Consider the following 13,291-nt stretch of genomic DNA (forward strand, 5'->3'; position numbering starts at 1 on the left):
ATTAAAATACTTTTAAAAATAGCCAGAATAAACCACCTGATAAACAAATCGTTGCAGGTAAGGTAAAAATCCATGCAGAAAGAATCGTTTTGACTGTTGCAAAATTCAATCCAGTTTTATTGGCGACCATGGTTCCTGCAACCGCACTGTTGAGTACATGAGTCGTTGAAACGGGTAAACCAAAGCCATCTGCAGCAGCGATTGTCGACATTGCCACAAGCTCAGCAGACATCCCTTGACCGTAGGTCATATGATGTTTACCAATACGCTCGCCCACAGTAACCACAATACGTTTCCATCCCACCATTGTTCCTAAACCCAATGCCAATGCCACAGCAACTTTTACCCAGTTTGGAATATATTGGAGGAAAGAATCTAAGTTTTTGCGATACTCTTTTACCACTTTGCCTTGAGCTTCATCCATTTTTGGAAGTTGATCCGCTTTATCCAAGCGTTTAAAAGCCGTGGTGCTTAAGTACATATCATTACGTAATGAAGATACTTCAGCTTCTGGAATATCTTTGAGATCACCAAATTTACCAACACGCTCGCCCAAATGATCAGTCAAACTGGCCAATGCTGGAACAACTTCAGGATTCATTTCTTTGGTTTGGATAAATTTAGTGATGGTTACACGCGCTTGTTCATCTGGAATATCGGCATGCTGTGCATAAATTGCCGTCGCAGTTTGACCAGACAATTGTGAGAATGACTGTAAATGCTGTTGGTCTAATCCTCTATTCAACGAATAAGCCAAAGGCACAATACCAATCAAAATCAACATGATTAACCCCATACCTTTTTGACCATCATTTGAACCATGTGCAAAGCTCACACCTGTACAGGTGAAAATCAGAACCGCACGAATCAATGGTGGTGGTGGTTTATTGCCTTCAGGGGGTTGGAACAACTCAAGTTGCTTTTTAAATATTTTTTTAACAATCAAAAATACAATTGCTGCAAATGCAAAACCAATCAAAGGAGAAAACAGTAATGCTTTACCCACTTTAAGCACTTGATCCATGTCTACACCACTTGCACCCGTTGAAGCATGCAAAATGTAGTTCATGATGCCTACACCCAAAATTGAGCCAATCAAGGTGTGAGAGCTTGATGCCGGAATACCTAAGAACCAAGTGCCTAAATTCCACAGAATCGCCGCAATTAGCATGGCAAAAACCATAGCAAAACCAGCGCCACTGCCTACATTCATGATCAGTTCAACAGGAAGCAATGCAATAATTCCATACGCAACTGCACCACTGGCAACCATTACCCCAAGGAAGTTACAAAAGCCTGCCCACATGACTGCTACAGGCGCAGGCAATGCATTGGTATAAATCACGGTTGCTACAGCATTGGCTGTATCATGAAAACCATTTACAAACTCAAAACCCAAAGCGATAAACAACGCTGTCGCTAAAAGAATCACTGAGTAGAGGCTTAACGGTGGAACATGTGCTAAATCTGCACTAACTTGCACCCCAATGTAGATTAAGGTAGCAATGATAATCGTCAGAAACACCGGCATAAAAAATTTCGGTGTAGGGACGTGCACATTCGTCGATTGAACGGGTTTAGGTGACTGTGCAGAATCTGTGACGGGAGGTAAATTCGAATTCATGCAGAAAGTTAGCGAATATTAGAATGCGCTTATTGTTCAATTAAATTGTGACAATTATATGACAAATAGAGATCATATGAAGTGAAATTTATAATTATTTCACCTCAGTGTTTCGCTACATAAGCGACAAAATTAATATTTTTATTATTTATAATTAGTATCTTAAACTAATAAAACCAATATAACTTGAGCAAAATATTTTATTTTAATCTGAAATAATATTTGTAATATTTCAGATCAATTTGAACTATTTATCATTTGGTATTGCTATTTTTCATGAAATTTATGACAAATTGATGAAAAAACAAACATACTTTTAACTTTATTTTTACATATGTTCCAATAAATCCCGCTTACCTAATCCAAGCAAGTTTAACGCCAACAATTGCCCTACACTAAAAAAGTATCCTATATCTTCAACGAATCGTCTTAAATTAAATGTGCCAGACCAATAAATAGATCATCTGAACAATATCCCACACATTTTAAAAACCTTGCGCTAACACGCCGATCAATCATTTACTTTTCAATCGATACATAAAATGATTACGAACAAAACCTAGTATATTGTAAATACCAATGATATAAAAAGATCAAAAAAAACCTAACCCAATGATTTTTTATAATTTTACAGATCAAAAATCTACAATCAGGAAGTACATCAAGACTGGTACCTTGAAAGTCTACATTCTGATAACATATCGGCTATTTTTAAAATCCGATTTTATTGAGAGTTTTAATGTCCACGCTTACCACGTTAAAAGAGCTTCTTGCCCAACGCATCCTAATTATTGATGGTGCGATGGGAACTATGATCCAACGCCATAAACTGGAAGAAGTTGATTACCGTGGTGAGCGTTTTGCTGATTGGGCATCTGACTTAAAAGGTAACAATGACCTTTTAGTGTTAACTCAACCCCAAATTATTCAAGGCATCCATGAAGCTTACCTAGATGCTGGTGCTGACATTATTGAAACCAATAGCTTTAACGGTACACGTGTTTCAATGTCTGACTATCACATGGAAGATTTAGTCCATGAGATCAACTTTGAAGCAGCCCGACTTGCCAAAGCTGCTTGTGAAAAATACTCAACCCCTGACAAACCACGTTTTGTTGCTGGAGTATTGGGGCCTACATCACGTACCTGCTCGATCTCACCGAATGTAAATGATCCAGCGTTTCGCAACATTACCTTTGATGAACTCAAAGAAAATTATATTGAAGCCACACATGCTTTAATTGAAGGTGGTGCAGACATCCTTCTCATTGAAACTGTGTTTGATACTTTAAACTGTAAAGCAGCAATTTTTGCGGTAAAAGAAGTCTTTAAACAACTTGGCTGTGAATTACCGCTGATGATTTCAGGCACAATTACGGATGCTTCTGGTCGTACCTTAACAGGACAAACTGCAGAAGCATTTTGGAACTCTGTTCGTCACGGCGATTTATTGTCAATTGGATTTAACTGCGCCTTAGGTGCAGATGCCATGCGTCCACATGTCAAAACTGTATCAGATGTTGCGGATGTTTTTGTTTCAGCGCATCCAAACGCTGGCTTACCAAACGCATTTGGTGGCTATGATGAAACACCAGAAGAAACAGCTGCCTTCTTAAAAGAATTTGCTGAAAGTGGCTTAATCAATATCACTGGTGGATGTTGTGGTACCACACCTGACCATATTCGTGCCATTTATAATGCGGTTAAAGACATCCCACCGCGTAAAATTCCAGACATCAAACCTGCATGTCGCCTCAGTGGTTTAGAGCCATTTAATATTTATGACGACTCATTGTTTGTCAATGTTGGTGAACGTACCAATGTCACTGGTTCTAAAAAATTCCTCCGTTTAATCCGTGAAGAAAACTTTGCAGAAGCACTCGATGTTGCATTACAACAAGTAGTTTCAGGCGCACAAATCATTGACATCAATATGGATGAAGGAATGCTCGATTCGCAAAACGCGATGGTACATTTCTTAAATCTGGTTGCATCTGAGCCTGAAATCTCTAAAGTACCAATCATGATTGACTCCTCTAAATGGGAAATCATTGAAGCAGGTCTAAAATGTGTACAAGGTAAACCTGTTGTTAACTCCATTTCCTTAAAAGAAGGTTATGATGAGTTTGTCCATAAAGCACGTTTGTGTCGCCAATATGGTGCAGCTGTCATTGTGATGGCATTTGATGAAACAGGTCAGGCAGATACTGCCGCACGTAAACGTGAAATCTGTAAGCGCTCTTATGATGTGTTGGTCAATGAAGTTGGTTTTCCTGCGGAAGACATTATTTTTGATCCGAACGTTTTTGCTGTTGCAACGGGGATTGAAGAACACAATAACTATGCTGTGGACTTTATTGAAGCAACCGGCTGGATTAAACAAAACTTACCACATGCCATGATTTCTGGTGGTGTGTCTAACGTGTCGTTCTCTTTCCGTGGCAATGAACCTGTCCGTGAAGCCATTCACTCTGTATTCCTTTACTATGCCATCAAACAAGGCATGACCATGGGAATTGTCAATGCGGGTCAAATGGCCATCTATGATGATATTCCTAAGGAGCTGAAAGCCGCTGTTGAAGATGTCATTCTCAACCAGAATCAAGGTGACAGCGGTCAAGATGCAACAGAAAAATTGCTTGAAGTTGCTGAACAGTACCGTGGTCAAAGTGCTGCCCAAAAACAGGTTGAAAACCTTGAATGGCGTAATGAACCTGTTGAAAAGCGTCTTGAATATGCATTGGTCAAAGGGATTACCAGCTTTATCGATGAAGATACTGAAGAAGCCCGCTTAAAGTCCAAACGTCCACTTGATGTGATTGAAGGTCCATTGATGGACGGTATGAATGTGGTCGGTGACTTATTCGGCTCAGGTAAAATGTTCTTACCTCAAGTGGTTAAATCTGCACGGGTGATGAAACAAGCCGTAGCATGGTTAAACCCGTACATTGAAGCCGAAAAAACAGGCAGCCAATCCAAAGGTAAAGTGTTGATGGCGACTGTAAAAGGCGATGTACACGATATTGGTAAAAACATTGTCGGTGTTGTACTGGGGTGTAATGGTTATGACATTGTTGACCTTGGTGTCATGGTGTCTTGCGAGAAAATTTTACAGACTGCAATTGATGAAAAAGTCGATATTATCGGCTTATCAGGTTTGATTACCCCATCGCTTGATGAAATGGTGTTTGTTGCAAAAGAAATGCAGCGCAAGGGTTTTAAAATTCCACTGTTGATTGGTGGCGCAACTACATCGAAAGCACACACTGCAGTAAAAATTGATCCTCAATACTCAAATGATGCAGTGATCTATGTTGCCGATGCTTCTCGTGCGGTGGGTGTTGCAACCACCCTGTTGTCTCCCGAAATGAAGCCTAAATTTGTGGATGAACATCGTGCTGAATATGAAAAAGTACGTGAACGTATTGCCAATAAGCAACCAAAAGCAGCTAAATTGTCGTATACAGAATCCATTGAAAATGGTCTAAAAATTGACTTTTCCGCCAATCCACCAGTAAAACCTAACTTTATTGGTTTGCAAACCTTAACCCATTACCCTCTTGATACGTTAGTAGAATATTTTGACTGGACGCCATTCTTTATTTCTTGGAGTTTGGCGGGTAAATTCCCGAAAATTTTACAAGATGACGTGGTCGGTGAAGCTGCGACTGATTTGTATAATCAAGCTCAAGCGATGCTCAAAGACATTATTGACAATAAGCGTTTCGATGCGCGTGCCGTTTTTGGGATTTATCCTGCAAACCGTTCAGCCGCAGACTCTGTTGAGGTCTTTAATGAAGATGGTCAATCTGTAACCCATACCTTCCATCATATTCGTCAGCAATCAGATAAAGTTACAGGTAAACCTAATTTGTCTTTGGCTGATTTTGTTGCAACCAAAGCACAAGCCGAAGACTACTTGGGTGGTTTTACCGTTTCAATTTTTGGTGCGGAAGAAATGGCGCATGAGTACAAAGCCAAAGGTGATGATTATTCTGCCATTCTTGCTCAGTCCTTAGGTGACCGTTTTGCTGAAGCATTTGCTGAACATTTGCATGAGCGTATTCGTAAAGAGTTCTGGGGCTATCAAGCCGATGAGCAACTGTCGAATGAAGAATTAATTAAAGAAAAGTATGTCGGTATTCGCCCTGCACCGGGCTACCCAGCTTGTCCTGAGCATTCTGAAAAAGCATCTTTGTTTGATTGGTTAGGCACCACGGATAAGATTGGTACGCAATTGACCAGCAGTTTTGCAATGTGGCCACCATCAAGTGTCAGTGGTTTCTACTATGCCAACCCACAGTCTGAATACTTTAACGTGGGTAAAATTGCGTTGGATCAGCTAGAAGATTATGCAAAGCGTAAGAATTGGACTTTGGATGAAGCCAAACGTTGGTTAGCACCGAATTTGGATGATTCGATTGCTTAGATTTATTTAAATCTCCCCTAACCCCTCTTTTCAAAGAGGGGAACTGCACGTCTCGATTGAATTACGTGAAAGCTCGTCCCTGAACAAGTTTAAAGTATTACTTTAAAACGAAGTTCAAGAAGGAGGGAATAGCTCGAATCGAAGACCATCATCCAATTCACGGCAGGTCCCCCTTTATCAAAGGGAGATTTAGGGGGATTCCAAATGCTGACTCGCCACATCAAAAACCTTCGAAATCCCCCTATCAATTTCCAGCAAAATTCTTCCATTATCAAATATTAAGATAACTAAGCCTTGCTGAGTCAATGCTTCATCACGGATACGATCAGCTTCTAAACCCTCATCTGTATAATGCTACCCACCATGGCATTCAATCACCAAATTTATAGCGGGACAGTAAAATCGACGATGTAATTTAAAATCAGTTTCTGACGATAAAACTGTAAACCTAAAATTTGCTTGTGTCGTAACTTTAACCAAAGCAATAATTCTGCATCCGTCATATTATTCCTAAGATCACGAGACAGTTGTTTTAAGTTTTTGTTATCGGGTTGCATTGCTGTTCTTCTTTTTAAATTTATTTAATCTTTTCCAATTGCCCGTTCTTGCACTTCATTTTCAGCAAGCAATATTGCAAATCCAATACCATCATAAAATTAGCAACATTCCCCTCTTCAAAAAAGAGGGAAACTGCGATTTTAGCAGCACAAAGGAATATTTTTATATTAAAAAACCAATTCCCTCATACAAAATCCCGTCAATTAAAGGGATTTATCTAAAAAAACTACGATCCAATAACCCAAAAATAAAATGGCCTGAATCTATACCTATTACTTTCTAAAATTAGACAACAAATTATTGGTAATCGACTTATTGTTTTCAACAATTCGGGTCTTTTTGGCCTTTGCTGATTGATCTTCAACGCGTTCAATTTTGGTTGCTTTTAACTTGCCGTTATTTTCAACAACGATAAATTTAACTCTTTCATTTCGCTTTGGCTCACCCTCTGCAAGCGGAAAATCCGAAATATGAAAGAAAATATCTTGTTCAAGTCCACCAATAAAGCCAAAGCCTCTATCGGCATCGTATTGTTTAATTTTTCCTTGTTGGAATTCAGGCTTCATACATATTACTCATCGCGGTACACAATCGCTGTATTATACCCTGATCTTGATCAATAGATAAAATAGCAAAAAAAAGTCTTGCTTCATCCTAATTGCAGCGATAAAAAAGCCCACTTTTCAGCAGGCTTCTATACAACTTGAGTTCTAATGCGCATGTCCTGCGCCGACATTCCCTTTCGGTTTTGGACATAACCAAATAATCAATCCTGCGAAAATAAAAATCATCGCAAAGATCAAAAATACATGATTGACCGAAAGTGTTAAAGCCTCTTTATCGACCAAATTTGAAATGGTGCCTAAAGCCATTTCAGGACTAAAGCCACTGTTGACCAAGTTACGTTGAGTTTCCTCAACATGCATGGTCGACACGATTTCACTACGTGCCAGCTTGGTATGATCATCCCAAATGGTCACCGCAATAGATGCACCAATAGCCCCTGCCATAGTTCGCATAAAGTTCATCAAACCTGCAGCAGAAGCCACTTCATCTGGACGTACCACACCTAAAGCAATATTAGACAGTGGGATAAAGAAGAATGGTACCGCAAAACCTTGAATAATCTGTGGTAACGCCAGCGCCATAAAGTCAGCATCACTGGTCCAAAATGAACGCATTAATGTAACGCCACCTAAAATCATCAGACCAAAACTCGACAAGGCTCTGGGGTCGTATTTAGTCGCAAGTTTGGCAACCACTGGCGACATCATCAAACTACCAAAGCCCATCGTCGCAGTCAGATAACCTGCCCAAGATGCGGTATAGCCCAAGTTAATCTGTAACCATTGTGGAATGAGCACAATACTGCCAAAGAATGCTGCAAAGGCAAAAGCCAATGAGATTGTTGCTATAGTAAAACCACGGTATCGGAAAATTTGTATATTGACGATAGGATGTTTTTCATAATATTCCCAGATGAAAAAGGCGATAAATCCAACTACCAAAATCACAGCCAAAATACAAATAAAGCTGTTATTAAACCAATCCCGCTCATGCCCCAAATCGAGCATTAACTGTAATGCGCCAATCCAAATGATCAGTAGCGTTAAGCCAATGGTATCAATCGGAAGTTTAGCAATCGGTGTTTCAGCAACTTTTAATAGACGCATCACCCCAACAGCACAGATCACACCCACTGGAATATTGATAAAGAAAATCCAATGCCATGACCAGTTATCACTGATCGTACCGCCTAAAATAGGACCTAGAATCGGTCCAACAACGGTCGTCATTGCCCACATCCCCATTGCTTGAGAATGCTTTTCGGGTGGGAAAATACGCATCAACAAAGTTTGACTGAGTGGCATGATTGGACCACCAAATAAACCCTGTCCGATCCGGCAGATCACTAACATCGCCAAGCTATTGGATAAGCCACAAAGAATTGAAAATGTGGTAAAGCCAATCAGACTGATGGTAAATACCCGAACAGCACCAAAACGTCCTGCGAGCCACCCCGTTAAAGGTACACAGATGGCTTCAGCAACAGCATAGGAAGTAATCACCCAAGTCCCTTGAGAACTTGATACTGCTAAACTTCCGGTAATATGAGGCACAGAAACATTGGCAATGGTCATATCCAGTACGACCATAAAATTGGCAAGTGCTAAAAAGAAGGCGGCAAGAAGTAAACGCCCACCTTTAAGCTCACTTTGAAACGTTGCTGTATTCATAAGTGATTACTTCGCTGAAGAGGTATCAACCTCAGCATTCATGGATAAACCCACACGTAATGGATGCTCAGCCAACTCTTTAGGATCGAGTTTGATACGTACAGGTAGACGTTGAACCACTTTAATCCAGTTACCTGTCGCATTTTGTGCAGGGATCAACGCAAATGCTGAACCTGTACCACCAGAAAAGCCGATCACCGTACCGTGATACTCTACTTTCTTCCCATAGAGGTCTGAAGTGAGGGTTGCCTTCTGACCAACTTTCACGTTTTGCAACTGACTTTCTTTAAAGTTTGCATCCACATAAAGTTCAGCCAAAGGAACCACTTTCATCAGACTTGTCCCTGGTGCAATACGCTGACCGACTTGAATACTACGGCGGGCAATCACACCATCTAACGGCGCTTTAATTTCTGTACGTTGTAAATCTAAAAGTGCTTGATCAAGTTTGGCTTGAGCCACCAATACATCAGGGGTTGAACTTTGTGAGGTACCCCGAATTAAAGCTTCATTGGCATCTAAATTACTTTGTGCAGCTTTACGTTTAGATTCCGTTTGCGCCAATGCTGCTTTTGCCACATCGACATTTGCTTTGGCATTGTTTAAAGCACTTTGTGCTTTGCTAAATTCTTCTTTAGAAATTGCACCTGTCGCGCTTAACTGCTGACGGCGTGCAAACTCTTGTTGTGCTTGTTGATACGCCACATCAGCTTGCGCCACTTGTGCTTTAGCACTGTTAATATCATCTGCACTGACTAAAATCTGTGAGGACAATGAACTGCTATTTGCCGAGCTTTGCGTATATTGACGCTTGGCTTTGGTCAACGCTGCTTCAGCTTCTGCAACAGCGATTTTTGCATCACGATTATCAATAATTGCAAGCACATCGCCTTTTTTCACTTGTTGAGTATCACTGACCAAAACCTCAGCAACCTGTCCGCTGACCATCGAAGTGATTTCAGCAGTTTCAGCACCGACATAGGCATTGTCTGTTTCAACAATATTGCCAAAAATAAAAGCCCAAATTGCATATAGAATTGCAGCTACAACAACAATAATGGCAAAAATCTTCAGCATTTTTTTACGTTTTTGTTTGGCTTCCAAATCCGCTTGCGCTTGATTTTCATCATTTGGAGAGGCATTCGTCGTTTGCGCGTCAGTCATCGCATGTTCCTAGCTTACTTGGACTTGTCAAAACATCTTTGCATTTTGGAGATATAAACTGAAAAACTGCTTAATCATATCTATATGACATTGCTTGATGGTTGAATAAGTCAACTTCTTAAAATTGTGGTGCTCAATTTTACAGGTAAAAATCATATTATGAGAATAAAAATATTACTCTATAGTTTATCTTTATAAAATAGGATGATCTTATTGATATTCATATTTTTTTGAAAAAAAATAAGCCAACAAAATATCTATTTTGCTGGCTTATATTGACACAAAGAATACAAAAGTGTACTGATTAGTACACTTTTCAACTTAATCAATAAGCATAAGAAGCAATAGCTGTCGCAATCGCCTTACCTTCATTGTTGAGCATGGTCATACGCATGGTGCAACCTTTACGCCCCATTCTCAAGGTTTCAGCTTTGGCAATAAAATATTCACCGCGCCCAGGTGCAAGATAATCCACACGCATATCAACTGTCGCTAAACGAGAAACTTTCTTTAACGTGTCTGGCAATTGATCTGGCTCTGCACGTTTATATAGCTCCCCCATTGCCACAATTCCACCAATACTATCCAGCAATGTCGCGGCCACACCACCATGTAAAATTTGAAATGCGACATTGCCAATCAAATACGGTTTCATTTCGATGTAGCCTTCAATCTCATCATTGACAACACGCATTTGCATATTGTTATGTGAAAAATAAGGCGAACCATTAAACGCTTTAGTGAGTTGGTTAAGCACCACATTTAGATCTGCTTTCGCGCCTAAATGTAAATTACCAGTCCACTTTTTTTGCGATTCGCTAGGCGCAGAATCAATTTTAGAAGAATCACTCATCATCATTTCGAAACCAATATTGAGAAAAATTTTCAGCTTTTTCCCAAAAAATATATGAAAGGGCTACAATATATGCCTAGTTTAATACTGAACATCGAGATTGTTATGACTTATACGTTCAATCGTCCTGCTTTTCCAGCTACACGTATGCGCCGTATCCGTAAAAACGATAAGCTTCGAGCAATGGTAAGAGAGACTCAACTCACAGCAGATCATCTCATTTATCCAGTATTTGTGCTTCCGGGACAAAACCAAAGCCAAGATGTACCAAGTATGCCAAATGTTCAACGATTGTCAGCAGACTTATTGTTGAAAAAAGCAGAAACACTATTAGAACTTGGTGTATCAAAACTTGCCTTATTCCCCGTTACACCACAACAAGACAAAAGTTTAACAGCAGAAGCAGCGTGGCATGAAGACGGTTTAGTTCAAAATACTTTACGTTTGCTAAAAAAAGAACTGCCTGAGATGGTGCTCATCACCGATGGTGCATTAGATCCTTATACCACCCATGGTCAGGACGGTATTATTGACAATACAGGTTATGTGTTAAATGATGAAACAGTCCAATGCCTGATCAAACAAGCCTTAAGCCATGCTGAAGCAGGTGCAGATGTGATCGCGCCAAGTGACATGATGGACGGCCGTATTGGTGCAATCCGCCAAGCTTTAGAAAGTAACGATTTTATTTATACCAGTATCATGGCGTACTCTGCAAAATACGCGTCTAGTTTCTACGGTCCTTTCCGCGATGCAGTTGGCTCATCATCCAACCTAAAAGGTGGTAATAAGTATAACTACCAAATGGATGTCGGTAATCGTGCTGAAGCACTGCATGAAATCGCCCTCGATATTCAAGAAGGCGCAGACATGGTGATTGTTAAACCAGGTATGCCATATTTGGATGTGGTACGTGAAGTTAAAGATACCTTTGGTGTCCCAACCTTTGTTTATCAAGTCAGTGGTGAATATGCCATGCTTGCTGCAGCCATCCAAAATGGCTGGTTATCAGAAAGCGTGATCATGGAATCATTGATGTGCTTCCGTCGTGCAGGTGCAGATGGTATTTGGACCTATTATGCAGAAGATGCAGCACGTCAATTAAAAGAGATGAAGTAAAAAATTCCTTCCTTACTGAATTCATTGTTCCTTACCTTTTAGAAAGGGAAGTGTCCATTACTGATTCGGTCGTGGAAGGAAAGTCCCCTCTTTCAAAAGATAAGCAGTATTGCTTTTGTAGGTGGGGATTAAAATTCTAAATTGGTACAGAATACACAATGCATATCGCCATTATCGGTGCAGGAGTAAGTGGCTTACTCAGCGCGCTTGAACTTGTTGAACAAGGTTGCACCATCACTCTGTTCGATCAACAACATGCTGGACATGCTGCTTCATGGGCGGGTGGCGGTATTTTGTCACCCATGTATCCATGGAGATATCCAAATGAAGTCAATCATCTGGCACAACATGGCAAACAACTTTACCAACAATGGAATGAGAAACTACAGCCTAAAACAGGGATAGACTTTCAAATCCATGAAACTGGAATGCTAATTTTTGACGAAGCAGATTTTGAGCTTGGACTCGGTTATAAAGACCAACATCAAGAACCGATGCAGCATTGTGAATACCTGCAAAGAGAGCAGCTTGAAACCATCAACCCACATATTTCAGCACAATTTCAACATGCAATTTATTTTCCACACTTAGCCAATGTTAGAAATCCAAGACTTCTTAAATCACTGATCAGCTATCTCAAACAACACCCTCAAGTTGAAGTGTATGAAAATACATGGATCGAAAAATTTAATATTCAAAATCAAAAAATTCAGTCTGTTGAAAGTACCAATGGGCGACGTTTTTTCGCAGATCAATTTGTGATTACCACAGGCGCATGGTCAAATTGCTGGGCAGAACAATTACAGCTTTCGATCCCAGTAGAGCCAGTTCAAGGACAAATGATGTTATTTAAAACCCCTGAAAACTGGCTACCCACCATGTGTATGAACAATGTCATGTATTTGATCCCACGCCTAGATGGTCATATCGTATGTGGTTCAAGCATGGACAATATCGGGTTTGATAAGCGTCCAAATGTACAAACACAGCAAAATATTTATAAAGCCTGTATCGAGATGGTCCCTGAATTGACAAACTTCCCTATTGTTAAGCAATGGGCAGGATTACGTCCCAGTTCACCGACAGGCATTCCATATATAGGAAAAATGCCTAAACTGAACAATTTATGGGCAAATTTTGGACATTACCGTAATGGCTTATGTATGGGGCCTGCTTCTGCACAGTTATTAAGACAATTGATGCTCAATCAAGATACACATGTTGATTCAACAGCTTATTCAACCGAGCGATTAACTGCATATACACCTCTCACTCAGTAATCATCTTTTAGCTAAAAAGTGTTAGGT

8 protein-coding genes and 1 pseudogene are annotated in these 13,291 nt (G+C 40.1%); 3 read left to right on the forward strand and 6 right to left on the reverse strand.

The genetic code is table 11. The features are described from left to right. Window position 1: 1 nt before the first annotated feature. The gene (locus AC2G3J_RS15750) at window positions 2–1,624 is read right to left on the reverse strand and encodes an inorganic phosphate transporter (RefSeq protein WP_336952934.1); all 1,623 of its coding nucleotides are present in this window, start codon (window positions 1,622–1,624) and stop codon (window positions 2–4) included. Window positions 1,625–2,363: 739 nt separating this feature from the next. On the opposite strand from AC2G3J_RS15750, the gene metH reads away from it, so the two are divergent. Continuing rightward, window positions 2,364–6,053, forward strand: coding sequence for a methionine synthase (gene metH, locus AC2G3J_RS15755; RefSeq protein ID WP_483770254.1), 3,690 nt, complete (start codon window positions 2,364–2,366; stop codon window positions 6,051–6,053). A 189-nt stretch (window positions 6,054–6,242) separates the two neighbouring features. On the opposite strand, the pseudogene AC2G3J_RS15760 reads toward metH, so the two are convergent. The 5 genes and pseudogenes from AC2G3J_RS15760 to AC2G3J_RS15780 form a co-directional block, all read right to left on the reverse strand. Then, a pseudogene (locus AC2G3J_RS15760) lies at window positions 6,243–6,610 on the reverse strand (endonuclease domain-containing protein). Window positions 6,611–6,883: 273 nt separating this feature from the next. After that, a complete protein-coding gene (locus AC2G3J_RS15765) occupies window positions 6,884–7,177 on the reverse strand; it encodes a cold-shock protein (RefSeq protein WP_004819352.1) in 294 nt (97 codons plus the stop codon). 144 nt (window positions 7,178–7,321) lie between these two features. Next, window positions 7,322–8,848 carry a DHA2 family efflux MFS transporter permease subunit gene (locus AC2G3J_RS15770; RefSeq protein WP_419327558.1) on the reverse strand — a complete coding sequence of 509 codons (1,527 nt, stop codon included), beginning with the start codon at window positions 8,846–8,848 and terminating at the stop codon, window positions 7,322–7,324. 6 nt (window positions 8,849–8,854) lie between these two features. Continuing rightward, on the reverse strand, window positions 8,855–10,012 hold the full coding sequence (locus AC2G3J_RS15775; RefSeq protein ID WP_004819348.1) for an HlyD family secretion protein: 1,158 nt from the start codon (window positions 10,010–10,012) through the stop codon (window positions 8,855–8,857). A 325-nt stretch (window positions 10,013–10,337) separates the two neighbouring features. After that, entirely contained in the window at window positions 10,338–10,871 is a 534-nt protein-coding gene (locus AC2G3J_RS15780) for a thioesterase family protein (RefSeq protein ID WP_419327557.1), read from the reverse strand. Between the two features lie 99 nt (window positions 10,872–10,970). Here AC2G3J_RS15780 and hemB point away from each other — a divergent pair, with 99 nt between their 5' ends. After that, complete coding sequence (gene hemB / locus AC2G3J_RS15785; protein WP_171500326.1) at window positions 10,971–11,984, forward strand: porphobilinogen synthase; 1,014 nt, start codon at window positions 10,971–10,973, stop codon at window positions 11,982–11,984. A 158-nt stretch (window positions 11,985–12,142) separates the two neighbouring features. Then, window positions 12,143–13,264, forward strand: coding sequence for a glycine oxidase ThiO (gene thiO, locus AC2G3J_RS15790; protein WP_419327556.1), 1,122 nt, complete (start codon window positions 12,143–12,145; stop codon window positions 13,262–13,264). Window positions 13,265–13,291: the final 27 nt, after the last annotated feature.

It is taken from the genome of Acinetobacter legionensis (assembly GCF_057165765.1).